Genomic DNA, 26,241 nt, shown 5'->3' on the forward strand with positions numbered 1-26,241 from the left:
CTCTCATTCATCATATTTATGATGTTGATTGCAGCCGGGGAGGCTTTATTTATTCTGTAAATCTTTAATGTTTATCTGTTGATACATGTTTCCAGTTCCTAGTAACCTCTCAATTCTATTCACCTTTTATTGGATCACTTAACAAATCTGCATACTTCGCATTTTTCGCGATAAATAGATGTAACTTATCTCCATAGCTAGTAATTAACTGGCGTACAAGATTCTCAGTGTAGTCTGCTCCTTGAAATTTGTAACCAGCTTTGGCAGAGGTTGCTTCATAATCACTCCATAATAGCTCTACCCATAGCATTGCTTTATCCTCTGGTAGCTCTGGATTTTTCTCCGTTAATAGTTCTGTTAATCGCTTTATATTGTCCAGCATAATATAATAATCTCCTTCGAATAATGTTCAAGTTTATCGCCATTCATATAGGATATCATCATACCAATACTGTCATCAATCTGCAATTAGTTCTTATGTATCCTTCCAAACTTTACTGCTCAATCTCATATCTCTCCGGGCTAACTCATACACTAACTATAAGTAGTTATTCATTCGGTAGTTTCAAGGAGGAGCGTACATGACGTCAGATGATATGAAGCAGCTTGAACGTGCTATTGCAGAAATTACAGAGGTCGCCAAAGGATTTGGGTTAGACTTCTATGAGATGAGATATGAAGTTTGTCCAGCAGATATAATTTATACCTTCGGTGCTTATGGTATGCCAACCCGCTTCAATCATTGGAGCTTCGGAAAATCCTTTCACAAAATGAAGACACAATATGATTTTGGACTAAGTAAAATCTATGAGCTCGTCATTAACTCCAATCCCTGCTATGCCTTTCTGCTTGACGGAAATTCTCTAATTCAAAATAAATTAATCGTCGCTCACGTCCTTGCCCACTGTGATTTTTTCAAAAACAATATTCGGTTCAGTGTAACCAATCGTGATATGGTCGAGAGTATGTCTGCAACAGCTGATCGGATTCATCAATACGAGAAAATTTATGGCGTGGATACTGTCGAGAAATTTATCGACTCAATACTCGCCATTCAAGAGCATGTTGATCCAACTATTATTAAGCCATACCAGCTAGACAAAAAACGCTATATTGAAATGGCGATGAAGGAGCAAGAAAAGCAGAGTGCACTAACTACCCCTTACTCCTCACCGTATCAGGAACTATGGGATTTGGATGTAGAAGCGAAAGCAAGAGATCAAGCGAAACGCGAAACTGCACTACAGGATGCGAAGCGGTTCCCTCCTCGCGCTGAAAAGGACTTGATCTGGTTCATCGAGGAATATTCGCCAATTTTAGACGATTGGCAGCGCGATATATTAACGATGCTGCGCGATGAGATGCTATACTTTTGGCCACAGATTGAGACGAAAATCATGAACGAAGGCTGGGCTTCCTATTGGCATCAACGCATCATTCGCGAGATGGATCTCACAAGTGAAGAAACAATTGAATTTGCTAAGCTAAATTCATCTGTCGTTATTCCATCTAAGAACACTCTTAATCCTTATTACTTAGGTTTGAAAATATTTGAGGACATAGAAAAACGTTGGGATAATCCGACTGAAGAAGAGCAGCGTCGCTTCGGGCGCACACCAGGCAAGGGGCGCGAGAAGATTTTCGAGGTGCGAGAGCTGGACTCCGATCAATCGTTCTTGCGTAATTACTTAACGAAGAATTTAGTCGATGAGCTCGATCTATACATTTTCGAGAAAAAAGGGCCCGAGTGGAAAATCACAGATAAGTCTTGGGAGCATATTCGTGATCAGCTAGTATTCTCGAAGGTTAACGGTGGATTCCCAAGCTTGCATGTCGTCGACGGTGATTATAACAGTAATGGCGAGCTTTATCTCGAGCATCAATACGAGGGCAATGAGCTTGATTTGAAGTATGTAGAGCGTACGCTGCCGCATGTGCAAAGCTTGTGGGGTAGAAACGTTCATCTACAAACGATGGTTGAAAGTAAGATGATGGTGTTTAGTTGCGTCAATGGAAAGACGACTAGAAAATTTTTGTAAGGTAATGAAAACAAGCGTAACGATGATCCATTAATCGTTACGCTTGTTTAATTAGCTACTGTATAGTATTTAAATGTGTATAAAACCCTTATAATTTGAAGAAACCTCCAGAGTAGCGAGAATCTCTCGCCACTCTGGCGGGTTTGTAACATTTTCAGTCTCTGTTTCGTTATTTAGTTAGCTAGAAACTATATTATTCATAAATCTAAACTAACTATAATATGAACATTAGAAGGTGAGTAACGAATTGAAACCAATCATCCAACTACTTCATTTCGGCTATCATCAGGCGATGAGCTGTATCTTTCCTGTTGCCATATTTGGAACTTTAGCTTTGTCTAGCGTAATACCGATACCTTTCCTTCATCGTTATGATGCTATTCTCATTGTATTGCTACTTGTTCAATACCTGATGTACCGTAGTGGGTTAGAGACGCTCGATGAGATCAAAGTCATCTGTGTTTTTCACATTATTGGGTTAGCACTAGAGTTATATAAAGTATCGATGGGGTCCTGGTCGTACCCCGAGCCTGGATATTCGAAAATATTTGGTGTCCCACTCTACAGCGGATTCATGTATGCTAGTGTTGCTAGTTTTATGTGTCAGATATGGCGTAGACTGCGAATGGATATGACTGGCTGGCCAGGTCTTACGTCTGCGACGCTGCTTGGTGGGGCGATCTATTTTAACTTCTTCACGCATCATTTCATTCCCGATTTTCGTTGGTGGTTAACTGCACTTGTATTTATCGTTTTCTGGAAAACATGGATTATCTATAATGTACAAGGAACGACTTATCGAATGCCTTTAACCGTCGCATTTGTCATTGTAGGCTTCTTTATTTGGTTAGCTGAAAATCTAGCCACCTTTTTAGGTGCTTGGAAATATCCTGATCAGCACGAAACGTGGCAAATCGTTAGTTTTAGTAAAATTAGCTCGTGGTTCCTACTTGTAATTATTAGTGTCATTATCGTTGCCCAGCTTAAGCATGTAAAAGCTAGTCGTATAGCACCAAACTCATAGATGAGCTTTTTTATGCTTAAGAGGCATTCTGCTAAGATCTCTTTTTGCATAATAATACAATCCCTCATTTCGTATCAAATGAGAGGATACAGAGGGATAAGGCAGGAACTCTAGCTATACAGGTGATTTCCTTGCTAACAGCATGGATGGATGGTGTATATGACAGTATGTATCTCTATTAGCTCTTTGCAAATTTAAACATTAATATGTATAATTATAAATATAATCATTTTTCAGACACCTAGTATTGGACCTATTGTTTAATTGGTTTCAACAGAGGTGAATACGAAGAATGGTTTTTTTATTTTCACGAGAAATAATTAGCTTATGCTTTCGCAGTGAACTTTGTTGTTTGTTGAGGAGCATATTCAAAGAAGTAACAAAAAAGTTTTTAGGAGGATTACATGCTTAAGTTTGACAATGTAAGTAAAGTTTACACTGATGGATTTGAAGCGGTGAAGTCCATCAGCTTTGAAATTCCTAAGGGGGAAATTCTTGTACTCATCGGGCCAAGTGGCTGTGGAAAGTCAACAACGATGAAAATGATTAATCGATTGGTTCCTCATACGAGTGGAAGTATCTCTATCGATGGAAAGGATATTACGAAGCTAAATAAGGCAGAGCTTCGTCGTAATATCGGTTATGTCATTCAACAGATTGGACTATTTCCGCATTATACGATTGCCAAAAACATCGCAATTGTTCCCGAGCTAAAAGGGTGGAGTAAGGACAAAATTAATGAGAGAGTAAACACTTTACTAAAAATGGTAGGACTTGCCCCAGAAATTTACGCCAATCGCTATCCTTCAGAGCTCTCTGGAGGACAACAACAGCGTGTAGGTGTAGCAAGGGCACTTGCTGCTGACCCAGATATCATTCTAATGGATGAACCGTTTGGTGCACTAGATCCAATCACAAGAGATCAGCTTCAGCAAGAATTACTTTCTTTACAGAAGAAGCTTCAAAAAACAATTATTTTTGTTACGCATGATATGGATGAAGCTCTGAAATTGGGCGATCGAATCGCGATCATGAGAGACGGAGATTTACTTCAGTTAGATACACCTGAGAAAATATTACACGAACCCGCTTATGGGTTTGTAGAGGAATTCATTGGGAAGCATCGGATGATCCAAAATCCGGAGCTTATGCCGATTACTGATGTGATCGCAGATAAGGTTACGAAAACGCTTCCTAATCGTTCACCAGAGAGAGCCCTTGCTCATATGCGACAACATCGCACGAACACATTAATCGTTGCAGATGATGATGATGTACTTATGGGAATCATATCGGCTAATGATCTTATGGCGCAAATTGGTCATATTAAAACGGTTGAGGAAATTATGGTTTCTCCAGAGCCTTATTTGACCGATTCAGCAAGTGCTAAAGATGCGATCATCGCCATGTCGGAGGCAAAATTGGGAATTGTTACCGTCGTTAATGATAAGAACAAAGTAATAGGCGTTGTTACAAGAGGAACACTACTCTCCGCATTATCTAGTCAATGGATAGAAATGGAGGGTCAATCATGAGAGATTTATCACTATGGGCACAGCTTGTTCAGCAATTTGAAATGCGTTGGCAAGATTTGATTGCTGCTACGTTTACACATATAGAGCTTGTACTAATATCTATGGTACTTGCTATATGCGTTGGGATTCCCTTAGGTATACTCGTCACACGTGTTCCTAAATTAGCAACTTTAGTCTTGGGTGGAGCTGGTATGCTTCAGACGATTCCAAGCTTGGCAATGCTAGGGTTTATGATCCCGATATTTGGAATTGGAATTAAAACGGCAATCGCTGCATTGTTTTTATATTCATTGCTGCCGATTATTCGTAACACATATACAGGAATTAAAGACGTGGATAAATCCACAATTGAGGCAGCTAAAGGTATGGGGCTTACGAGTAGACAGGTTCTATTCAGAGTAGAATTGCCATTGTCTCTTTCAGTGATCATGGCAGGTATTCGTACCGCTGCTGTCATTAATGTCGGTACGGCTACGCTTGCTGCTTTTATCGGCTCTGGAGGATTAGGTGACTTTATATTTCTAGGGATTACGCGGGGATTAGATGCTCTTGTACTACTCGGAGCAATACCTGCTGCTATTTTAGCAATTATACTAGAGATTTTACTTAGTGCTCTTGAACGTTGGACAACACCGCGAGGTTTGAAAATTAAGGGGGAAAAATAAAATTGAAAAATTATAGGATTATTACTTTAATGATATCCATTGTACTTGTTGTTACGCTTGCTGCATGTTCGAGTGGAGATGAAAGGTCACTAACTGTCGGTTCAAGAAATAATACTGAAAGCATCATACTTGCGAACATTATGGGACAGTTAATTTCAGCCAAAACGGACATTAAAGTCATTAATAAAGATAATTTAGGAGGCTCCAACGTACTTTGGAATGCTGTTCTCAAGGATGAGATTCAATTGATTCCTGATTATTCTGGCACAATCGTCGCTAACTACTATCAAGAGCCTACCGGGACTGCAGAGGAAACATTAGAGAGTACCAAAAGATTGATTGATCAAGATGGTTTAACCGCATTTAACGCGTTTGGCTTTAATAACACTTACACATTAGCTATAGCTGAGTCCGTTGCTGAAGAGCATAATATAAAGACGTTCAGTGATTTCGTCAGTATTTCAGATACGTTTACATTTGGTGCTGTGTTTGAGTTTTTGGATCGTCCCGATGGATTCCCAGGTTTTCAGGAGGAATACGGAATTGAATTCAAGGAAGTTAAAGGAATGGATCACGGCATGATGTACCGTTCGTTCCAATCAGGAGATGTGGATGTCATTAATTCATACTCAACGGATGGACAGCTTCAAATATATGATCTGAGAGTACTTGAAGATGATAAGTCTTACTTTCCACCATACCACGCTCTTCCGATTATTAGAAAAGATGCATTGGAAAAATACCCCGAACTCAATGAAGTGCTGGCACTGCTAGAAAATCAAATCGATGAAGAAGCCATGCAAATATTGAATGCAAAAGTAGATAATGATGCTATGCGAGCAGATGATGTTGCGAAGGAATATTTAAAGGAAGTAGGCTTAATTGACTAACTTTTAAAAGGTATGAAATTATAAGCTGCAGAGTAAAAGCTACAATATGAAAGCTAATCCTTAAAGGTGCTTAGGCGCCTTTAAGGATTAGCTTTTTCACTATTGACGACTCCTATATCCACTAGAATGCCTTTCGACCCTAAATTTCACAAATAACAGCTTCTACATCATTCTACAAACATACATATCTACAAATCAATCTCCACCATCGACTGGGCAAGCACCGGGTGATCGGTAATGATGCCATCGACGTCGAACTTCAATACTTCCTTCATATTCTGTTTACTATTCACTGTCCACACCCATATTTCCCGTCCAGAGGCATGTGCGCGCTTTACGAGCTCCTTCGTTAGCATCGTCTGCTCAATCGTATAGAAATCAATATCTAATGCCGATAAGTCACCGAGCGCAAAATAAAGAATTTGACCAATCTTAATCTCTGGTGCACTTTCGCGAATTTGGTGCAGTGTATAACTGTCAAATGACTGAATATAAACGTCTTCCTCCATCTCGAACGTTTTCACAAGCTTGACAACTTCCCGCGCAAGCTCATCGCCTGCTCCATATGGCTTTAGATCGATTAATAGCTTAATCTGATCTTGCGCTTCCTTTAACGCTTCACTTAGCATCGCAATATGAACCGGTTCCTTGTTCACATCGATCCCAATCGTGAGCCTACTAAGCTCTTCATAAGTAAGATCGGATACTCTTGCCGATACTCCAGCGAGCCGTTCCAAATTGTAATCATGATGTAAGACAACCACTCCGTCCTTTGTCAATTGGACGTCCAGCTCCACCGATTGGATCCCTTTCTCAATAGCTGCCACAATCGACGGAAGCGAATTTTCTGGTGCGCTTTCTACATCGCCCCGATGTGCTGATATAAGCACATTCCATTTCGCATAAACAAGGCTATCATTCGCCTTAAATCCAACGAATATTGCTAGTCCTATATAAATAACGGCTGTCGTTGCATACAACGTCCGCGTCCGTTCTCTTTTCTGCAAATAAGCTGTAATACGACGCTCGAAATTTCCAAACCGACTTAGAAATATCGTTAGCGTATTCCGTAGCTTCATCCCCTTCTGACGACCAAAATAGTAGAATAACCTCGTTAGAAAAATAATATTAACCGGCATAAGCAGCAATGCAAACATATACGTCAATATCGTCGATAACGTCAAAGAATAATGATTCGTGAATATTTTAAGCACATTAATATCTAGCCATGACGGTAAGTAAGAAAGTGAAGAAATGACGACAAAGCCTGTGCCCAGCACTAAACTATTAATTAAAAATAGCCACAGAAAAATCTGTAAACGCTTCCCTCGTGTCAATGCCAAGCTATTACGAATGGCCTCGACAATCTTGCAGCCTTCTAATACGATAAAATGTAGCACAAAGATTCCACGCAGCACCATGTATAATGCAGCGATAAGTATTAATACATACACAAAAATCATCGTATAAGAAATATCCAACACTTGGTTTTGCAGAAATATAGAAACGTTAAATAATTTATAAAACGATGCCGATAATGGCGAATTAATAAATGGAATAAGGACAAGTAATATTATAAATAACTGAAAAATACCGAAGCCTAATAGCCTTGGTGTCTGGCGCAATGTAGTTAGCAATGCATCTAAAATCGCTATATCTTTACCAAAGTAGCGTTGCTGAACCAATATAATGAGTACACATAGTTCAATAAATAGCGCAAAGGACGCGACCAGCCCTATAATAATTAGTCCAAAAACACCTTCAAAGGTAAGTCCGAGCAAGTAGACCTCGTCGTTCAGCAACGAGCCCGAACCAACAACCTTTAATATCCGATTGAAAATAAAAGCAATAATTGGAATGACGATGAAGCTCGTAAGCAGCATATATATATATTCGAAAATTAGTAGCTTGGGATACGTTCTCCGAAAATCACGAATACTTTTACTTATCATCCTAAGCATACTATTCACCCTATTCATCAAAATTGTTATAGTCTTATTATACGCTCTTATCTGCTATGATGCATCTAGCAGACTGCCCAGTAATGGTCGTTCCTGCTAATTCAGAGCATGATTAGTAGTCAGAATTGTACAAGTATCCATGCTAAACCGAATTCCTAGACCTGAAAAGTCGCGCAAAATTTGTCTAGATCGTTCAGCGTCCATCAGCTATAGTGAAATTATTAAGGTTGCCGAACCAACTTACATCGTTATTATACGCCATGCATGGCGTACAATAAATAAGCAGGATGACAATGTCATCCTGCTTATTTATTACTATTAGCCGATCATTTTATTGACTGCACTTACTAATGCCTTCACTGAAGAAGTCATAATGTCAACATGAATGCCACTGCCCCAATACATCGTTCCGTCCGCTGCTGTAATTCCGATATAGGAAACCGCTTGAGACTTAGATCCAACATCTAGCGCATGCTCTTTGTAAGTGAGATTAGAGAAGCTTATACCTAGATTTGTTTGCAATGCATTACTAATCGCATCAAGTCGACCATCGCCAGTACCTGTTAGCTCCAATGTTTCGCTGTTTTTAATCACTTGTACAACCGTTTGGAAATCATCAGATTTGGAGAAATGATAATTCACAAATTCAATTGGCGCTTTAATATTTACATATTCCTCTTTGAAAATGTTATATATTTCTTCTGGCATAATTTCTTTGTTCAAGCGATCGGATATATCTTTAACCTTGTAGCCGAAGTTTTCACGCATTTTCTGCGGAAGGTCCAACCCATAATTTTGTTGCAATAAGTAGCCAATACCACCTTTACCAGATTGGCTATTAATGCGAATAATATCACCTTCATATTGTCTACCAATATCTAGTGGATCAATCGGCAAGTAAGGAACTGACCAATATTGGCGATCTTCTTCTTCACGCCATTTCATCCCTTTTGCAATGGCATCTTGGTGAGAACCAGAAAATGCAGTAAATACAAGCTCGCCTGCATACGGATGTCGTTCATTAACTGTCATCTTCGTTAATCTTTCGTACACTGTACGAATTTCCGGAAGTTTTTCAAAGTTCAATTGAGGATCAACACCATGAGAATACAGATTCAATGCAAGCGTAATGATATCCACATTACCCGTTCTTTCCCCATTACCGAATAATGTTCCTTCCACTCTTTGTCCACCAGCAAGAAGTGCAAGCTCAGTATCGGCAACTCCAGTTCCACGATCATTATGTGGATGCAGTGATATAATGACATTCTCACGATATTTCATATTTTCGCTCATATACTCGATTTGACTAGCATAGACGTGAGGCATAGACATTGATACCGTAACAGGCAAATTCATAATTACTTTATTGTCTGCCGTCGGTTGCCATACATCAAGCACCGCATTACAAATATCTAGCGCAAACTCGATCTCAGTACCTGTAAAGCTTTCAGGTGAGTATTGGAACTGGAAGTTACCTTCCGTTTCTGCTGCACATGTTTTCAGCAACTCAGCACCTGTCACGGCAATATTAATAATCTCTTCTTTGGACTTTCTGAATACTTGCTCACGTTGAGCAACGGAAGTCGAGTTATATAGATGAACAACTGCTCTTGGAGCACCCTTCAATGATTCAAATGTCTTTCTAATAATATGCTCTCTTGCTTGTGTTAACACTTGAATCGTTACATCATCAGGGATCAAGTTTTGCTCAATTAGTGTACGTAAAAATGTAAACTCAGTTTCTGATGCTGCTGGGAAACCTACTTCAATTTCTTTAAATCCAATTTTTACTAGTAATTTGAAATATTCAAGTTTTTCTTCTAAATTCATAGGAACGATTAGCGCTTGGTTACCATCTCTTAGATCAACGCTACACCATGTCGGTGCTTCAGTAATGTATTCTTTTTGCGTCCATTTCAAGCTCGACACAGGTGGCATAAAATAACCTTTAGTATACTTATCGTAATTTTTCATCGTAATAACCATCCTTTTTCTCTAATTTGTTCCTAACCATTCATTGTAAAATTACATTATAAAAACACAAAAAAGTCTTCCATCTCCAAAAATAGAGACGAAAGACTTGTCATCTTACGCGGTACCACTCCAATTCATACCTGTTGGTATGCTCTTAGCGGATTATGACATGACGTCATATATCCTCCTATTGATAACGGTTAGGCTCCGGCTTCACCTACATACTACAAGTTCAGTGAGCAACTCCAAGGCTAGTTCAGAAGTTCTTTACAGCTGTTTCGCACCTACCAACAGCTCTCTGAGTGTTCAGAAAATCTTACTGTTCCTCTTCAAAGTATTTAACTATTATTAATCATTCTAATACATATGCCCCTAATTTATCAAGTGTATTCAAAAAGATTCTTCTTGGGGTTGTTCAATACGCAGACTTTAATAACGATATCTTATATTAACTTGAAGGCGTGAACTAATATGTTATGATGAACAAGATAAACTGATTGAGATACTTACGGAGGTTGTCATGAAAACTGAAAAAGAAAAAATGTTAAATGGTGAGCTGTATCTTGCTTCTGATCCCGAATTGCTACGAGATAGAGATCATTCACGCAGACTAACTCGATTATTCAATCAATCGCTTGAAAGCGAAGGACAATTGCGAACAGAACTACTGAAAGAACTATTTGGTTCCACAGGAGAATCTTTGTACATAGAACCAACTATCCGTTGTGATTATGGATACAATATTCATATCGGCGAAAACTTCTACGCTAACTTCGATTGCGTATTTTTGGATGTATGTGAAATCCGTATTGGTGATAACTGCTTTATCGCACCAGGAGTACATATCTATACAGCTACTCACCCGCTTAATGCAAAGCTTAGAATTACAGGTGCGGAATATGGTAAGGCTGTATCAATTGGTCATAACGTCTGGATTGGTGGAAGATCTGTTATTAACCCTGGAGTTACAATCGGCAACAATGTAGTCGTCGCTTCAGGATCAGTTGTAACTAAGGATGTACCCGATAATGTTGTCGTTGGTGGAAATCCTGCGAGAATCATTAAGCAGATAGAACAATAACTGCAAGCATACAAGGCAACGATCTCCATAAAAGAGGTCGTTGCCTTGTTTGTTATCATTGTAATGTAATTTCTTATCTGAACATCGTTCCGAAGACTTAATTAATTTAAGATAAGGCAAGACCTAAGGAACCTAATATCAATACAAATACTACAACATAGAGGATAGTAATAATTGCCGCCCATATTAATGCTGCCTTAAAATAATTGGCTTTAGAAGGATTTCCCCCACCAAATGCCCATACAAACATCATCACGATATTTACGATAGGAATAATTAAAATTAACATTGTAAGTAACCAATCTTTCACGCTAACAACTGGCGCTACTTGCTCTTGCACTATGTATTGCGGGGGATATCCAGGCTGTTGTTGATATCCTTGTTGACCTGTTTCTTGCATATCATCACGTCCTTCATTTTATTAACGTTCATACACAAAAACGTAATTTTATAACTATGAGTGTCAACTATTTCTTATCATAGTGGACAAACCCTATAAATTTTATTGATGAGTATGACCAAGGAACATATTACAATGGTTACATTTATTAGTCAATAAGAATTGTTGGAAAATATATGCTTATTCACTCCAACTCTTGGAGTATACAATATTGCTTACTAGTAAATTTTCATAGATAGGAAGATTACTATAAACAAGTTATACTGAGGTGACATAACCCTATACACTCCATACCATCTGAAGGGAGTATTGTCATGCCTACGAATTTACCTTATGAAACGTATGGTTTTCGCTTCAATAACTATGCGAATATTCATCTACCACTCTGTCATCTCTTTGCCGTTGGTCATGATAATATTAATATTACACATGAACAATACCGTTGGCATGGGTTAGAGCGTCAGGATGGTCCGCTGCTACTGTTCCAATATACACTTGACGGTAACGGTCATTTAGATATTGGCCAACAATCGTTAAAAATCCAGTCGCATCAAGCTTTTCTAACCGAAATTCCTAGTGATCATTGCTACTACTATGATCCACAGCAAGAGGGCTGGCATTTCTACTTTATTCTCATCCGACCGCATACAATTCTTCCATTTTGGAACGAAATTGTGCAATTTCTTGGACGCACGCCTACTTTACCGCCTAATAGTAAGCCGATTCAAATATTAGAGGAGATTATCTCAGCAGCTCACTCAGGCTTTATTACTGATGAATATGTCGCCTCTGCTTATGTATATTCCTTTGTTATTGAACTAAGAAAGTATGCGGAGTCGTCTCCCATTCCAAAGCAACTACCGGCTTCGATTACTGCGGCTGTACAATATATTGATCAGCATTATCAGAATATGATCGGGCAAGAGGAGCTTGCTAATCAGCTTGGCTTATCCAAGTATCAATTCATCCGAACATTTACGAAATATATGGGTGTCACGCCGAACGATTACTTGAATAGAAAGAAGATTGAAAACTCACTAACATTGCTATTGTCCACTACTCATTCTCTAGATTATATCGCACAGGAAGTCGGCTATTCTTCGGCAAGCTACTATATTAGAGTCTTCCGCAAATTAATCGGTCAAACTCCCGCTTCAATTCGTTCAACAAAGCATCAGCTACAGTATGATAAGTTTTATTTCAAGTGAACCTCCCCCCACTTAATTTACAACGAAATTTAAGTAGGGCATCCAGCACAACTTTTCATTAAAGTTGTCCAGTAATACATCTGCAATATTGTGCTATTGAAGTATCTAATTTATCGTATTCATAAGCTCCCATTCCGATTAAGATTAGATCAATAATGTATTATTCATTAATTCATATTGAGCAACTTATCGGAGGGATATCGAATGGATCATCGTCTTTTCTCCCCTACTCCGCCTATGGGCTGGAATAGCTGGGATTGTTATGGAGCAGCAGTAACGGAAGCTGAAATTCGTGGAAATGCTGAGTATATGGCTGAGCATTTATTATCATCTGGATGGGATACGATCGTTGTCGACATCCAATGGAGTGAGCCTGGGGCTGTATCATCCCAGTATAGACAGTTCGTGCCACTAGAAATGGATGAGTTTTCACGTCTCATTCCCGCAGTTAACCGTTTCCCATCAGCAGCTAATGGACAAGGCTTCAAGCCTTTGGCTGATTATGTACACGGTCTTGGCTTGAAATTCGGTATTCATATTATGCGTGGTATTCCGCGCCAAGCCGCACATCAGAATACAGCGATTAAAGGGTCAACTGCTACCGCTAGACAAATCGCTTCTGCTAATTCTATTTGTCCATGGAATACAGATATGTACGGTGTCGATGCTACTCAAGAAGGTGCTCAGCAATATTACAATTCTTTGTTCGAGTTATATGCTAGCTGGGGCGTAGACTTTATTAAAGTCGATGATATCGCTGCTTCACGCCTATATGATATTCATCTTCCTGAAATCGCCTTAATTCAAAATTCGATCCAGCATTGCGGCAGGCCGATGATACTAAGTCTTTCTCCAGGTCCAGCACCACTAGAGCATGCGGGCTTCCTATCTACGCACGCCAATATGTGGCGTATGACGGATGATTTCTGGGATCACTGGTCTTTGCTGCTTGATATGTTCGATCGCTGTGAGAAATGGCAAGGTAAGTCTGGCAACGGCAACTGGCCTGATTGTGATATGCTTCCATTAGGACATATTGGCATACGCTCCGTTGATGGTGGCGGTGCAGACAGATGGACTCGCTTTACGAAGGATGAGCAAGTTACAATGATGTCACTATGGGGTATTTTCCGTTCTCCGCTATTCTTCGGCGGCGAGCTTCGTGATAATGATGAGTGGACACTGAATTTGATTACGAACAAACATATTATAGAGATGAATCAACACTCTGCAAACGCCCGCCTGTACTCTCGTACGAGCAATTGTATCGTCTGGACAGCAGAAGGTGCTAATGGTTCTCGCTACGTCGCTATTTTCAATATTGGTGAGGAAGAGCTTACTACTGAACTTGGTACAAATATGAACGATTGGTCGAGCTATTCACAAGTAATCGAAGCATGGGAGAATACTAAGATCGTCGCTAAAGATGCTAAGTCGTTTGCGATCCCAGCACATGGTGCAAAAGTCTTCCAGTTATTGAAGTAAATTCGTCTCTTCATATTTACTGACCTGTTACATTACAAAAACGAGCTAGCCTATACGTCATGAGAATGAGCGTAGGCTAGCTTGTTTTGCTGTGAGTCGAATGTGGTGCACCATCGGGCATAATATACATGGAACTCCATTCCAGTGTGTATTACTGCTTTTACGGACTTTCTAGTACAGGGACTCTAATTTTAGAGTCTATTGCTGCTTTCGTGGCTCTTCCACCAATTTGGCCTCATGCTGCACAATTACGCTCCTCTAACGATTCAGCAGACTACCGACATAACGCAGTAATTCATTGGAGCATACTGGGCAATAGCCGTGCTCTTCCATAAGCCGTGCGGATACTTCATTAATACGTTTCAATTGACTCTCATCTGGAGTTTTAGTTGAAGTTGTAATTTTTACGATATCTTTCAGATCAGTAAATAACTTTTTCTCAACTGCTTCACGTAATCGTTCATGGCTAGTGAAATCAAACTTCTTCCCTTTACGAGAATAAGAAGAGATACGAATAAGAATCTCTTCGCGGAACGCCTTCTTTGCATTTTCACTAATGCCAATCTGTTCTTCAATAGACCGCATCAGACGCTCATCCGGGTCCATCTCTTCACCAGTAAGTGGATCTTTGATCTTCGCCCAATTGCAATAAGCTTCAATATTATCTAAGTAATTTTCAAACAATGTTCGTGCTGATTCCTCGAATGAATAGACAAATGCTTTCTGAACTTCTTTCTTCGCAAGATCATCATACTCTTTGCGAGCTACAGAAATAAAATTCAAATAACGCTCTCTTTCCTCCTTCGTGATCGAGGCATGCTGATCCAGCCCATCCTTCATTGCCCGCAATACATCAAGCGCATTAATACACTCCATATCACCTTTAATTAACGCACTTGAAATACGGTTGATAACATAACGAGGATCGATGCCTGACATACCCTCTTCTGCATACTCCGTTTGCATTTCTTTAAGATCAGCATCCTTGAAGCCTTCGACCTCTTGACCATCATACATACGCATCTTCTTCACAAGGTCCATACCTTGCTTCTTCGTTTCCTTCAGACGTGTAAGGATCGAGAAGATGGCGGCCGCACGGAGAGCATGTGGCGCGATATGCACATGCTTCATATCACTCTCTGATATAAGCTTATTATAAATTTTCTCTTCTTCCGTAACATTTAAATTATATGGAATAGGCATAACAATCATTCTGGATTGTAGTGCTTCGTTCTTTTTATTACTAATAAAAGATTTATACTCTGTTTCGTTCGTATGAGCAATGATAAGCTCATCAGCCGAAATGAGAGCAAATCTCCCCGCTTTGAAGTTTCCTTCTTGCGTCAAGCTAAGTAAATTCCACAAAAACTTCTCATCGCATTTCAACATTTCTTGAAATTCCATAATGCCACGGTTCGCCTTATTCAGCTCACCATCAAAGCGATAGGCCCTTGGATCAGACTCCGATCCATACTCTGTAATTGTTGAAAAATCTATACTACCCGTCAGATCTGCAATATCTTGAGACTTCGGATCAGAGGGACTGAACGTGCCAATACCTACTCGATCATCTTCGGAAATAAATACTCGCTCTACTCGAACTTCTTCAATATTACCATTATACTGTTCCTTCAATCTCATCTGACAGCTAGGGCATAAATTGCCTTCAATTCTGGCACCTAGACTCGCTTCTACTTCATGTCTTAATTCTTGTGGAATAAGATGTAACGGTTCTTCGTGCATTGGGCAACCTTCGATGGCGTAGACAATACCTTTCTCCGATCGCGAAAAGTTCTCTAATCCTCGCTTTAACATTGTTACTAATGTTGACTTACCACCACTTACGGGACCCATTAATAACAGAATACGCTTTCTCACATCTAATCGTCGTGCCGCAGAATGGAAATATTCTTCTACCAACTTTTCTACAGCTCGATCGAGCCCAAATATTTCCTCTTCAAAAAACTTATACTTTTTCTGACCATTTTTAACTTCGACCCCATGCGATTCAATCATCTCATACACTCTGGAATGCGCAGTCCTCGCAGGAGAGACATCATTTTTCAATATTTCTACATACTCTCTAAATGTACCTGACCATGCTAATTGATCACTCTCTGCCTGATACTCTGATATACGTTTGAAAATATCCATCCTTTGCCTCCTCCCAATCACATCAGACACCTACGTGATCTATCTTCTCCGCTCTGGGAGATCGTTAACATCAACAAGCAGAACCTGTAACATAGTTCTATTGTATGCTTGTTATTGTAGGATATTGCCCATTATTTTACCGAAAACATTTATATACGAATTAACTACCTTTGCTATAATAGAGCTATTATTGTTGAACTAAGGAGTAATTTGAAATGGCAATTGCAAAAGAAGAGGAATTGTATGATCCCATTAAGCGCTACTTTGTTCATAAGGGATTTGAAGTTAAAGCGGAAGTGAATCACTGCGATCTTGTCGCCATTCACCCCGATACAGAAGAAACTATTATTGTAGAAATGAAAAAAACGTTCAATCTTGCATTACTTCTGCAAGGTGTTGAACGTCAAAGACTAGGTGCTCAAGTTTATTTGGCCATAGAGCGCAATCGCAAAAAATCAGGTGCGGTCAATCAACGATATGGGGATCTAACAGAGCTCTGTCGTAGACTCAATATTGGACTTATAACTGTAACCTTCTATAAGACCAAACCAGCTGTTGTTGAAATATTATGTTTGCCCGAAGATGAGCCGATTCGATATCAGCGTGTGCGCAAAGGCAAGCGCCTGCTTCAGGAATTCAAAGAGCGTAGCGGTGATTATAATGTTGGTGGTAGCCATGCTCGAAAGCTGGTCACATCGTACCGTGAGAAAGCACTTCGCTGTGCCCTCTCACTGCAACAACTAGAAATATCATCTCCCAAAAACCTTAGCACACATTGTGGTGTTGCCAATGTACCGACTATATTGCGACATAATTACTATGGGTGGTTTGATAAAATTGAGCGTGGCAAATATACGTTAACGGAAGCTGGACATGCTGCAATAGTAGAATATGAAGAAGTGATCCATGGCTGGACTAATTCCTTGCTGTAAATTGACCTACCAATTCATCTAATTCCTTCACTAACGTTGCAATATGCTCCGTATTTATTGATTCTAGCTGAACATCGATAGATGTATCATCTGCATGGTCTAGTTGTATTACTTGTTCACGTAATACGGCGAAGGCTTGTTGCTCCTGCAACAATGCTTTTAGTAATAATTTGCTAGGAAGTCCTTTAGGTAATTGGATAGCAATTAGCTCTTTATCATTTGAGCTTCTTTTGCCGATTTTCAAAAACTTACTTGCTTCACAGTGTTCGAGAAATCTCGTCGATTTATTATCATTGTTACGTACGTCATCTCGTTCACTATGCGACTTTTGAAGCTCAGTTTTTTCCACTCGTTCTTGATCACCAGATATATTTCGCATTGGAATAGAAGTAATATGCTCATTATCCAATTTTTCAGTGCTTTGTTCTAAAGCTGTACTCTGGGCTTTAATTAATTTCTTAGCCGTGTTTGAACCTTTACTAGATTTCTTTCCCTCTGGATTTACAATAGCTTTCTTTTTACCTTTACCAGAGCTTGTATTTTTCTTTGAGGTATTCATTCGTACCGAGTCCTTATCTTTATGCTGCTCTTTTCTTTTCAAACTATGCACCTTCCTTCACTACTATACTCATATCCGAAATGTGCTCAATATGTTCTTAATTTTTGAAGTTTTCTTTTTTGCACACGTTGGTTATAATAGGTATTAGTTAACGGAGGTGCTTATACCATGAATTTCTGGATTGTTATTACTGTTCTTGTTTTATTTCTTGCAGCTATTATGACTAGTTCATATAATGAAGATAAAACAAGTGGACTCTAGGCCTTCAACACAAAAAAGCAGCGATCGTCTCTTTAGGAGAAAATCGCTGCTTTTTTGTTAATTACATTGAATAGAATATACTAATTTTTAAGTAGATTCATTTCAGTCATGCATGCTTCACATACATATCTTTCTTTGAAGTCAACGACTTCGACCATAGAACCACAGAATACGCATTTAGGACGATATCTTTCTAAGATAATATGATCTCCCTGTACAAAAATTTCAACAGGGTCACCTTCATTCATCAGATAACGCTTGCGAAGTGATTTGGGTAGGACAATACGTCCTAGCTGATCCACTTTTCTTACCACGCCTGCCGGTTTCATTCTTTCACCTCTCTTATGTCGAATAAATTTGCAAGTAATTTCGAGAGAAAACCATGCTTTAAACTATTTCGACACGTAGTTACAAATTCCTGCAAATATGAAATAAATATTTATATTATTTTTACAGTAAATTCGGAAAATCATTTTGTCTTAATGCTTCGTACAATATACATGCTGCTGAATTAGATAAATTCAATGATCTTACTGCATCTGTCATCGGCATTTTAATACAATACTCAATATTATTATAAATTAATTCTTCCGGCAATCCTTTCGTTTCTTTACCAAAAACGATAAAATCTCCATCTTGATAAGTGATATCAGAATACATTTTCCGAGCTTTTGTACTCGCATAATAGAAATTAGCGGTAGCATATTTTCCACGTAATTCAGCGAATGAATCATAATACTGAATATTCACAGCATGCCAATAATCTAAGCCTGCGCGCTTTAATTGTTTATCATCAGTGCTGAAGCCAAGTGGACGTACAAGATGCAAATGCGCCCCTGTAGCAGCACATGTACGTGCAATATTGCCTGTATTGGCCGGAATTTCTGGTTCGACTAAAACGATATGAAATGCCATTATTATTCTCCGTTCTCTTTCGTATTCATATTCTGTTAACAAACTCTCCACATTTTACATCAATTTTACAGAACGTTAATTCTGAGGTTATTGTTCTCCTTCATACTTAAGCTAATAATAAAAAGTTTAGCTTTCCTTCCGATGTACTTTTCATTGCAAGAAGAATATCGAGAAGCTATAAAAAGTTTAAGGAGTGTTACTATGCAAAAGAAGATTTTAATTGTTGATGACGAACCTTCAATTTCTAAATTGATTGAATTCAACTTAAAGCTTGCTGGCTTTGAAGTTCTCTGCGTTGCCGATGGCGAAGCAGTATTTCAATCTTTACGAGTATTTCGTCCTGACTTAATTATACTTGATCTAATGCTTCCGAAAATGAATGGAATTGAAGTTTGCCGTATTTTACGCAATCAAAATAATGCTGTTCCTATTATAATGCTTACTGCACTACATGATATCGCCGATAAAATTAATGGACTAGATAATGGCGCTGATGACTATATGACTAAACCATTTAGTCCACAAGAATTAATCTCACGTATTACAGCTATTTTCCGTAGATTAGATACTTTACCAGGTTTAAGTAAAGAACAACAATTTCAGATTGGTTCATTGAATATTTGGGCTGATCAACGTGAAGTATTTCTGAACGAACAACTCATTGAACTGACACCGAAAGAATTCGAGTTATTACTATTCCTCTGTAAGCATGAAGGAAAAGTGTTAAGCCGTCAACAATTGCTTCATGGCGTTTGGGACTACCACTTCTTGGGCGATACACGTATTGTTGATGTGCATATCAGTCATCTTCGCGACAAAATCGAACGCAACGCACGTAATCCGGAATATATTACAACGATCCGCAACGTTGGCTATAAGCTGCAGCCACCCAAAGTGAGCACTAGCTCATTTGCCTAGTAGGGGTAGTTCAAAAAACAGACTTTGATAACGATGTTATGCTAACGTAGATTACTCGACATCGAATATGAAGCGAACTTGGAAAGTACGGTTCGCATGTACCAATAACGTACACTTGCGCTTCCATCTTTCTCAAGTAGCGCTTCATCTTCTCGGTTCTGAAAGCCCGCTTTTTGAACCTTTATTGGAAAGGTAGTTCAAAAAACGGACTTTTTGAACGTATAAAAATATTATCCTTATGTTCGCACAGAAAGACCGCTCTATCTCATACGAGATTGGAGCGGTCTTTGTTGCATTTCTATTAGTATAAAAGTTCAAAAAGTTCTCCTCCGAATCAACTTCGGGGCAATCGCATCGTGATCACGTGCGGACATTTTGAATTACCTTATGAGTTATTAGCTTGGAACTGCTTCATTAAGTTGACCAATGCCTCACAGCTCTCTAGAGGAACCGCATTGTACGTTGAAGCACGAAGTCCACCTACATCACGGTGACCTTTCAAGCCTACAAAACCAGCAGCCTCAGATTCTTTGATGAATTGCTTCTCAAGCTCCTCGTTAGCAATACGGAACGTAATATTCATAGCAGAACGATTTTCTTTATTAGCACATCCAACATAGAAACCATTACTTTCATCGATTACATCGTAAATAAGTTTTGTTTTATTAAGGTTGAACTGCTCAAGAGCTTCAAGCCCACCTTTTTCTTTGATCCATTTCAATACTAGTCCAACCATGAAAACACCAAAGGATGGTGGTGTATTGTATAGAGAATTCGCTTTTGCATGTGTATCGTAGCGGAACATCGCTGGAATTGATTTCGGGCTTTCAGCAATTAAATCTTCACGTACGATAACTACTGTAACACCTGAAGGTCCAAGGTTTTTTTGTGCACCAGCATAGATCATACCGAATTTACTTACATCGACAGGACGACTCAAAATATCACTAGACATATCGGCAATTACTGGTACGCCATCAAATTCAGGGAAGCTTTGGAATTGAACGCCACCAATTGTTTCATTCGTAGTAATGTGCACATAAGCAGCATTGCCTGGAACATTTATCTCAGCAGCCTCAGGCATACGCATATAATTATCTTCTTTCGTAGAAGCAACAATAACAGCTTCACCTACGACAGAAGCTTCCTTGTAAGCCTTACCAGCCCACGCACCTGTATCTACATAAGCGCCAACTTTACCTTCGGAAAGAAGATTCATTGGAATCATCGCAAATTGTGTACTTGCGCCGCCTTGAAGAAATAATATTTTGTAGTTAGATGGAATGTTCATTAGCTCACGAAGTACATCTTGCGCCTCTTGATTTACTTTTTCATAAAGAGCGCTTCGGTGTGACATTTCCATAATAGACATGCCTGCACCTTCATAATCAACAAATTGAGCTTGAGCCTGCTCTAATACTTCTAAAGGAATTGCAGCAGGACCAGCATTAAAATTATAAGCACGTGTCATTAACTTTCATCCTCTCTGATTACACCATCAATATCTTAAACTATATCAATTTTACTACATTCCTTCAAGTAAAATCATCGTGTTTAAATGATAAAGTCGAACGTATTCCAAGTTTCATCAACAAACATTCGGATTTTAAGGTATATAACGCAATAATAGATAGTTATTGTGGTGAATATTCACTCTTCTATATGATTTAATAAGTATACCAAAATTCTCAGCATTATACTGTTACTGTTTTGTGAATCTTTTCACAAATGTAATTCTACTCTCATCGTTCGTTGGCTTTGAGTCTGAACATAAAAAAGCTGCCTACTAACAATTTCTCGTCAGTAAAGCAGCTTTCTTCTATATCCCAAAAGGACTATTTTTACTTCGTACTAACGAATTAGCAACCGAAGTATAGGTTAAATTCATGCGGATGAATACGGATTGCCACTTGTTTTGCTTCAGAACGTTTCAAAGCAATGTAGCTAGCAATTAACTCTTCAGAGAATACTCCATTTTCAGTTAAGAAATCAGAATCAGACTCAAGAGCGTCAAGCGCTTCTTCTAAAGAAGCTGGAACACTACGAATTTCTTTCTTCTCTTCTTCCGGAAGATCGTAGATGTTTTTATCGAATGGTCCAAAACCAAGAGCAACTGGATCAAGACCTTTTTTGATACCATCTAGACCTGCAAGTAACATAGCTGCAAATGCAAGATATGGATTAGCAGTAGTATCAGGAGTACGGAACTCAACACGACAGCCTTTAGGCGATACTGCTGCAATCGGAATACGAACTGCTGCAGAACGGTTACCTTTAGAGAATACCAAGTTTACAGGTGCTTCATAACCTGGTACTAGACGTTTAAAGGAGTTTGTACTTGGGTTAGTAATAGCGATAAGCGCAGGTGCATGTAGTAAAATACCCGCGATATAACTCATTGCCAATTTACTCATATTACCATAAGCGCCTTTTTCGTAGAACAACGGCTCATCGCCATTGAAGATCGACGAGTGAACATGCATACCACTACCATTATCGCCAAATAGCGGTTTAGGCATAAATGTAGCAACTTTACCCCATTGTTTTGCAACGTTTTGTACAATGTATTTATATTTTAGAAGGTTGTCAGCTGTTTTTGTTAAAGTATCGAAACGGAAGTTAATTTCAGCAGAACCTGCTGTTGAAACTTCATGGTGATGACGTTCAACGCGAAGACCTGCTTCTTGCATAGCACGAACCATTTCAGAACGAATATCTTGTTGAGCATCCGTTGGAGCAACTGGTACATAGCCACCTTTAACGCCAACTTTGAATCCAAGGTTACCGCCTTCTTCTTTGCGTCCAGTGTTCCAAGCAGCTTCCTCGGAATCTACAGAGTAATGAGAAGAGTGCATGTCATTGCCGAAACGAACATCATCAAAAATGAAGAATTCTGATTCCGGAGCGAAGTACGCTGTAGTTCCAACACCAGCAGTTTGTAAATATTCCTCTGCTCTTTGAGCAATACTACGTGGGTCACGATCATAACGCTCACCATTTGGCAAATGAATGTTACACATGATGTTAAGTGTTAGATGTATAGTGAATGGATCTACATATGCAGTTTCAGGATCTGGGATCATTACCATATCCGATTCTTCGATACCACGGAAACCTGGGATAGATGAACCGTCAAATGCTACGCCATCTACAAAAGTATCTTCACTTACTTCAGTAGAAGGTAGTGTAATATGGTGAACCCCACCATTAAGACCTATAAAACGAAAATCTACAAATAGAATATTATTTTCCTCAAGAAATTTGATAATTTGTTGAACTGACATATAAAAACTCCTCCATTTCCGAACAATCAGATGTGATAGTAGAATAATGTTCAATTTCTCGCTAATCTTTATGTTGTAATTATAATTCTCACCATAATGATCGTCAATAGTCATGTAAGGTATTTTTTATACACATGTTAGGTTAACTCACAAGCCTAATACATGCATGAACCCCCTTTATATATAAGGGTTCTCGGATACTTTCTACATTTAAAACGATACTTTTTCAATCATTTCCCACAAAAATTATGTAGGAAAGTACAAACTAGAAAGCGCTTTATCATTAATTCAACATATTATTCCACACTCATTTTCTTTTCACTACTTTATCTGCTTATCCTTGCCATCCTTTGTTCGATATATAGCTTTTACTTTATTTATACAACTACTTCACACACAAAAAAAAGCCTTTGCAATCCATTCGTTAATACGAATGATTCAAAGACTTTTCACTCAATTCTATTTCTTCCACTCTGTAAATGCTTCTGCAGGAGCTTTCACCGTATCAAATGATTTGCCAACGATCGGTGCAAGTTTTTCAAGATCTTTCAGCAGGTTAGCAAACTGATCTGGGAATAATGATTGTACGCCATCACCAGTCATAGAATTGTCAGGATCAGTGTGCATTTCAATGATCAATCCATTTGCTCCAGCTGCTAATGATGCTTTAGACATCGGTTCAACAAGCTCACGTCTACCTGTGCCATGACTTGGATCAGATATTACTGGCAGATGACTAAGTGATTGCAGTACAGGAATCGCCGTAAGATCCAATGTATTACGTGTGTAGCTTTCGAATGTTCTTATTCCACGCTCGCATAGCATAACATTTGGATTTCCTCCAGCAAGAATATATTCAGCTGCATTCAGTAGCTCATCATATGTTGCACTAAAGCCGCGTTTCAATAGCACTGGAGTTTTGATTGTACCTAGTTTACGAAGCAAATCAAAGTTTTGCATATTGCGTGTACCTACTTGCAATATATCTGCGTACTCTGCACATACATCAACATACTCTGGTGTCATTACTTCTGTAATCGTCAGCAAGCCGTGCTTCTTGCCCGCTTCGGCCATCATCACTAATCCTTCAACACCTACACCTTGGAAGCTATAAGGACCTGTTCTCGGCTTGAAAGCACCGCCGCGTAGCACTTGACCACCTGCCGCTTTGACAAGACGAGCAATTTCATCAATTTGCTCTGGACTTTCAACTGCACATGGACCGCCCATAACGACAACATGCTCTCCACCAATTTTCACTCCATTGATGTCAATAACGGTATCATCAGGGTGGAAGTCTCTACTTGCAAGCTTATATGATTTGGAAATTTTAATAACATTATCTACATCATTCATTGCTCTTAATTGTTCGCCAAGCTGTGAATCTGCTTGACCTATAATTCCGATCACTGTACGATCCGTCCCTTTCGATACATGAGCTTGCATCCCATCCTTACGTTCAATGCAGGATACAATCTCCGAAATACGCTCATCTGACACATTGTTTTTTGTAATTACGATCATTAGTTATCTCTCCCTATTTGCTTATTAAGCTATATAATGTTTTGTTTCACTAATCAACTTTTTCACTTAGACGCTTTTAAGCTTTTGTGCTTTATAGCTTTTATGCTTTTATCCACTAAAGTAAATATACATTAGTTTTCCTCGTTCGTCAATAGTTATAAATTAATTAGCTGATTAATGTAATGAGTAGCGTTGCAATGATTAGTCGGTTCGCCCGGGATGCTCGCGGGACGCTACAAGAACTAATTGCTGTTACGATCGCCGTTGGCCTCGGATTTATTGAATAGGGGATTACGGCATAAGTCATGTCTATTTGACGTACGCGACAATACAGAATTAGCCCTTCCTCACTAATAAAATCACTAGTAAGAAAGGGCTTCTCATATTGTTGTATTGTTTACACAGTTTTTGTCTTAATTCTCGGTAAAATTTTACTCATATTAACGGAGCGATTAAGCTCCCAAGTTGTTGAGTCATTATGATCATACTTTTCAAGATATTCAATAACTTCCTTCGTCAATGCCGTCGGAGTAGAAGCACCAGAAGTAACCGCTACACGATCAATACCATGTAACCATTCCTGCTTCAATTCAGATAGATCGGAAATCCGATATGCTTTCACACCTGCAATCTCTTCGGACACTTGAGCTAAACGATTAGAGTTATTACTTCGTGGGTCACCAACTACGATACATAGCTGTGCTTCACCTGCTTGACCAGCAACTGCTTCCTGGCGAACTTGTGTAGCAAGACAGATTTCATTATGAACTTCAGCATGCGGGAATTTCTCCTTAAGCTGATCAATAATATGTCTAATATCCCATTGCGACATCGTCGTTTGGTTCGTAATTAGCAGCGGAGTATTGTCTTCGAACTGTAAGTCCGCAATCTCGTGCTCCTTCTCGATAAGATGTACCATATTAGGAGCAACACCAATCGCACCCTCGGGCTCAGGATGTCCCTTTTTACCAATATAGATCGTATGGAAGCCTTGCTCGCTTTTCTCACGAATAATATCATGCGTTCTCGTTACATCTGGACATGTTGCATCAACGACAGTAAGACCTTTTTCACGAGCCCTTTGACGAACTTCAGGTGAAACGCCATGTGCTGTAAAAATGACCGTACCTTCTTCAATTTGTTCCAATATTTCAAGACGATTCTCACCATCTAATGTGATGACACCTTCTGTTTCAAATGCATCTGTAACATGAGCATTATGAACAATCATACCTAATATATATATCGGTCTTGGTAAATTCTTGTTTTTGACAGTTTGCAATGCCAATACCATTGCATCTACAACTCCGTAGCAATAACCTCGTGGAGATATTTTCACAATTTCCATCTCATCGCACCTACTCTCATTATCATTTGAACTTCTACTTTCAATAAAGGTTCAAAAAGCGGGATTTCAGAACCAAGAAGA

The 26,241-nt window shown here is 39.1% G+C and carries 22 protein-coding genes and 1 other annotated feature; of the genes, 10 read left to right on the plus strand and 12 right to left on the minus strand.

Annotation, left to right across the window (positions count from 1 at the left end; translation table 11 throughout):
- Positions 1-115: 115 nt before the first annotated feature.
- Positions 116-382: a YfhJ family protein gene (locus AC1TO5_RS18630; RefSeq protein WP_482064349.1), complete on the minus strand. Its 267-nt coding sequence runs from the start codon at positions 380-382 to the stop codon at positions 116-118.
- Positions 383-581: 199 nt separating this feature from the next.
- Here AC1TO5_RS18630 and AC1TO5_RS18635 point away from each other — a divergent pair, with 199 nt between their 5' ends.
- The 5 genes from AC1TO5_RS18635 to AC1TO5_RS18655 all read left to right on the plus strand — a co-directional run bounded on the left by AC1TO5_RS18635 (position 582) and on the right by AC1TO5_RS18655 (position 6,153).
- Complete coding sequence (locus AC1TO5_RS18635; RefSeq protein WP_482064350.1) at positions 582-2,039, plus strand: SpoVR family protein; 1,458 nt, start codon at positions 582-584, stop codon at positions 2,037-2,039.
- Between the two features lie 247 nt (positions 2,040-2,286).
- Positions 2,287-3,063, plus strand: a complete 777-nt coding sequence (locus AC1TO5_RS18640) for a DUF817 domain-containing protein (RefSeq protein ID WP_482064351.1) — start codon at positions 2,287-2,289, stop codon at positions 3,061-3,063.
- Positions 3,064-3,467: 404 nt separating this feature from the next.
- Complete coding sequence (locus AC1TO5_RS18645; protein WP_482064352.1) at positions 3,468-4,598, plus strand: betaine/proline/choline family ABC transporter ATP-binding protein; 1,131 nt, start codon at positions 3,468-3,470, stop codon at positions 4,596-4,598.
- Complete coding sequence (locus tag AC1TO5_RS18650) at positions 4,595-5,263, plus strand: ABC transporter permease (protein WP_482064353.1); 669 nt, start codon at positions 4,595-4,597, stop codon at positions 5,261-5,263. Before AC1TO5_RS18645 ends, AC1TO5_RS18650 begins: the two co-directional genes overlap by 4 nt.
- A gap of 2 nt (positions 5,264-5,265) precedes the next feature.
- Positions 5,266-6,153, plus strand: coding sequence for a glycine betaine ABC transporter substrate-binding protein (locus AC1TO5_RS18655; protein ID WP_482064354.1), 888 nt, complete (start codon positions 5,266-5,268; stop codon positions 6,151-6,153).
- Positions 6,154-6,341: 188 nt separating this feature from the next.
- Here AC1TO5_RS18655 and AC1TO5_RS18660 read toward each other — a convergent pair whose 3' ends face one another.
- Together AC1TO5_RS18660 and AC1TO5_RS18665 are read right to left on the minus strand one after the other, a co-directional pair.
- Entirely contained in the window at positions 6,342-8,114 is a 1,773-nt protein-coding gene (locus AC1TO5_RS18660; RefSeq protein WP_482064355.1) for a glycerophosphodiester phosphodiesterase family protein, read from the minus strand.
- Positions 8,115-8,432: 318 nt separating this feature from the next.
- Positions 8,433-10,091 carry a 2-isopropylmalate synthase gene (locus tag AC1TO5_RS18665; protein WP_482064356.1) on the minus strand — a complete coding sequence of 553 codons (1,659 nt, stop codon included), beginning with the start codon at positions 10,089-10,091 and terminating at the stop codon, positions 8,433-8,435.
- A gap of 90 nt (positions 10,092-10,181) precedes the next feature.
- Positions 10,182-10,433, minus strand: a binding site (T-box leader).
- Between the two features lie 178 nt (positions 10,434-10,611).
- Here AC1TO5_RS18665 and AC1TO5_RS18670 point away from each other — a divergent pair.
- Positions 10,612-11,172: a maltose acetyltransferase domain-containing protein gene (locus AC1TO5_RS18670; RefSeq protein ID WP_482064357.1), complete on the plus strand. Its 561-nt coding sequence runs from the start codon at positions 10,612-10,614 to the stop codon at positions 11,170-11,172.
- A gap of 106 nt (positions 11,173-11,278) precedes the next feature.
- Here the strand turns inward: AC1TO5_RS18670 and AC1TO5_RS18675 are convergent, their stop codons facing one another.
- Positions 11,279-11,572 carry a hypothetical protein gene (locus tag AC1TO5_RS18675; RefSeq protein WP_482064358.1) on the minus strand — a complete coding sequence of 98 codons (294 nt, stop codon included), beginning with the start codon at positions 11,570-11,572 and terminating at the stop codon, positions 11,279-11,281.
- A gap of 314 nt (positions 11,573-11,886) precedes the next feature.
- Here AC1TO5_RS18675 and AC1TO5_RS18680 point away from each other — a divergent pair, with 314 nt between their 5' ends.
- Both AC1TO5_RS18680 and AC1TO5_RS18685 read left to right on the plus strand, forming a co-directional pair.
- Entirely contained in the window at positions 11,887-12,780 is an 894-nt protein-coding gene (locus AC1TO5_RS18680) for a helix-turn-helix transcriptional regulator (RefSeq protein WP_482064359.1), read from the plus strand.
- Between the two features lie 204 nt (positions 12,781-12,984).
- A complete protein-coding gene (locus tag AC1TO5_RS18685; protein WP_482064360.1) occupies positions 12,985-14,265 on the plus strand; it encodes a glycoside hydrolase family 27 protein in 1,281 nt (426 codons plus the stop codon).
- Between the two features lie 258 nt (positions 14,266-14,523).
- Here AC1TO5_RS18685 and AC1TO5_RS18690 read toward each other — a convergent pair whose 3' ends face one another.
- Positions 14,524-16,419: a PrkA family serine protein kinase gene (locus tag AC1TO5_RS18690; RefSeq protein WP_482064361.1), complete on the minus strand. Its 1,896-nt coding sequence runs from the start codon at positions 16,417-16,419 to the stop codon at positions 14,524-14,526.
- A 215-nt stretch (positions 16,420-16,634) separates the two neighbouring features.
- Between AC1TO5_RS18690 and AC1TO5_RS18695 the strand changes: the two genes are divergently transcribed.
- A complete protein-coding gene (locus AC1TO5_RS18695; RefSeq protein WP_482064362.1) occupies positions 16,635-17,351 on the plus strand; it encodes a DUF2161 family putative PD-(D/E)XK-type phosphodiesterase in 717 nt (238 codons plus the stop codon).
- Here AC1TO5_RS18695 and AC1TO5_RS18700 read toward each other — a convergent pair.
- The 3 genes from AC1TO5_RS18700 to trmL form a co-directional block, all read right to left on the minus strand.
- The gene (locus tag AC1TO5_RS18700; protein ID WP_482064363.1) at positions 17,335-17,952 is read right to left on the minus strand and encodes a hypothetical protein; all 618 of its coding nucleotides are present in this window, start codon (positions 17,950-17,952) and stop codon (positions 17,335-17,337) included. The genes AC1TO5_RS18695 and AC1TO5_RS18700 overlap by 17 nt on opposite strands.
- A gap of 299 nt (positions 17,953-18,251) precedes the next feature.
- Positions 18,252-18,500 carry an AbrB/MazE/SpoVT family DNA-binding domain-containing protein gene (locus tag AC1TO5_RS18705; protein WP_482064364.1) on the minus strand — a complete coding sequence of 83 codons (249 nt, stop codon included), beginning with the start codon at positions 18,498-18,500 and terminating at the stop codon, positions 18,252-18,254.
- Positions 18,501-18,621: 121 nt separating this feature from the next.
- Positions 18,622-19,086: a tRNA (uridine(34)/cytosine(34)/5-carboxymethylaminomethyluridine(34)-2'-O)-methyltransferase TrmL gene (trmL, locus tag AC1TO5_RS18710; RefSeq protein WP_482064365.1), complete on the minus strand. Its 465-nt coding sequence runs from the start codon at positions 19,084-19,086 to the stop codon at positions 18,622-18,624.
- A 201-nt stretch (positions 19,087-19,287) separates the two neighbouring features.
- On the opposite strand from trmL, the gene AC1TO5_RS18715 reads away from it, so the two are divergent.
- Positions 19,288-20,004: a response regulator gene (locus AC1TO5_RS18715; RefSeq protein ID WP_482064366.1), complete on the plus strand. Its 717-nt coding sequence runs from the start codon at positions 19,288-19,290 to the stop codon at positions 20,002-20,004.
- 385 nt (positions 20,005-20,389) lie between these two features.
- On the opposite strand, the gene serC is transcribed toward AC1TO5_RS18715, so the two are convergent.
- The 4 genes from serC to AC1TO5_RS18735 all read right to left on the minus strand — a co-directional run bounded on the left by serC (position 20,390) and on the right by AC1TO5_RS18735 (position 26,160).
- Positions 20,390-21,475 carry a 3-phosphoserine/phosphohydroxythreonine transaminase gene (serC, locus tag AC1TO5_RS18720; RefSeq protein ID WP_482064367.1) on the minus strand — a complete coding sequence of 362 codons (1,086 nt, stop codon included), beginning with the start codon at positions 21,473-21,475 and terminating at the stop codon, positions 20,390-20,392.
- A 388-nt stretch (positions 21,476-21,863) separates the two neighbouring features.
- The gene (gene glnA, locus AC1TO5_RS18725) at positions 21,864-23,288 is read right to left on the minus strand and encodes a type I glutamate--ammonia ligase (protein WP_482064368.1); all 1,425 of its coding nucleotides are present in this window, start codon (positions 23,286-23,288) and stop codon (positions 21,864-21,866) included.
- Positions 23,289-23,747: 459 nt separating this feature from the next.
- Positions 23,748-24,812: a 3-deoxy-7-phosphoheptulonate synthase gene (gene aroF, locus AC1TO5_RS18730; RefSeq protein ID WP_482064369.1), complete on the minus strand. Its 1,065-nt coding sequence runs from the start codon at positions 24,810-24,812 to the stop codon at positions 23,748-23,750.
- A gap of 397 nt (positions 24,813-25,209) precedes the next feature.
- Positions 25,210-26,160, minus strand: a complete 951-nt coding sequence (locus AC1TO5_RS18735) for a 4-hydroxy-3-methylbut-2-enyl diphosphate reductase (RefSeq protein ID WP_482064370.1) — start codon at positions 26,158-26,160, stop codon at positions 25,210-25,212.
- Positions 26,161-26,241: the final 81 nt, after the last annotated feature.

This window comes from Paenibacillus sp. Y930 (assembly GCF_056786375.1).

Bases quoted from the DNA above. Each gene is read 5' to 3' on its own strand.
- AC1TO5_RS18630 (WP_482064349.1), bottom strand. From the start codon at position 382: ATGCTGGACAATATAAAGCGATTAACAGAACTATTAACGGAGAAAAAT.
- AC1TO5_RS18705 (WP_482064364.1), bottom strand. From the start codon at position 18,500: ATGAAACCGGCAGGCGTGGTAAGAAAAGTGGATCAGCTAGGACGTATT.
- AC1TO5_RS18680 (WP_482064359.1), top strand. From the start codon at position 11,887: ATGCCTACGAATTTACCTTATGAAACGTATGGTTTTCGCTTCAATAAC.
- AC1TO5_RS18650 (WP_482064353.1), top strand. From the start codon at position 4,595: ATGAGAGATTTATCACTATGGGCACAGCTTGTTCAGCAATTTGAAATG.
- aroF (WP_482064369.1), bottom strand. From the start codon at position 24,812: ATGATCGTAATTACAAAAAACAATGTGTCAGATGAGCGTATTTCGGAG.
- AC1TO5_RS18645 (WP_482064352.1), top strand. From the start codon at position 3,468: ATGCTTAAGTTTGACAATGTAAGTAAAGTTTACACTGATGGATTTGAA.
- AC1TO5_RS18715 (WP_482064366.1), top strand. From the start codon at position 19,288: ATGCAAAAGAAGATTTTAATTGTTGATGACGAACCTTCAATTTCTAAA.
- AC1TO5_RS18690 (WP_482064361.1), bottom strand. From the start codon at position 16,419: ATGGATATTTTCAAACGTATATCAGAGTATCAGGCAGAGAGTGATCAA.
- trmL (WP_482064365.1), bottom strand. From the start codon at position 19,086: ATGGCATTTCATATCGTTTTAGTCGAACCAGAAATTCCGGCCAATACA.
- AC1TO5_RS18660 (WP_482064355.1), bottom strand. From the start codon at position 8,114: ATGCTTAGGATGATAAGTAAAAGTATTCGTGATTTTCGGAGAACGTAT.
- AC1TO5_RS18675 (WP_482064358.1), bottom strand. From the start codon at position 11,572: ATGCAAGAAACAGGTCAACAAGGATATCAACAACAGCCTGGATATCCC.
- AC1TO5_RS18635 (WP_482064350.1), top strand. From the start codon at position 582: ATGACGTCAGATGATATGAAGCAGCTTGAACGTGCTATTGCAGAAATT.
- AC1TO5_RS18735 (WP_482064370.1), bottom strand. From the start codon at position 26,160: ATGGAAATTGTGAAAATATCTCCACGAGGTTATTGCTACGGAGTTGTA.
- glnA (WP_482064368.1), bottom strand. From the start codon at position 23,288: ATGTCAGTTCAACAAATTATCAAATTTCTTGAGGAAAATAATATTCTA.
- AC1TO5_RS18665 (WP_482064356.1), bottom strand. From the start codon at position 10,091: ATGAAAAATTACGATAAGTATACTAAAGGTTATTTTATGCCACCTGTG.
- serC (WP_482064367.1), bottom strand. From the start codon at position 21,475: ATGACACGTGCTTATAATTTTAATGCTGGTCCTGCTGCAATTCCTTTA.
- AC1TO5_RS18695 (WP_482064362.1), top strand. From the start codon at position 16,635: ATGGCAATTGCAAAAGAAGAGGAATTGTATGATCCCATTAAGCGCTAC.
- AC1TO5_RS18670 (WP_482064357.1), top strand. From the start codon at position 10,612: ATGAAAACTGAAAAAGAAAAAATGTTAAATGGTGAGCTGTATCTTGCT.
- AC1TO5_RS18685 (WP_482064360.1), top strand. From the start codon at position 12,985: ATGGATCATCGTCTTTTCTCCCCTACTCCGCCTATGGGCTGGAATAGC.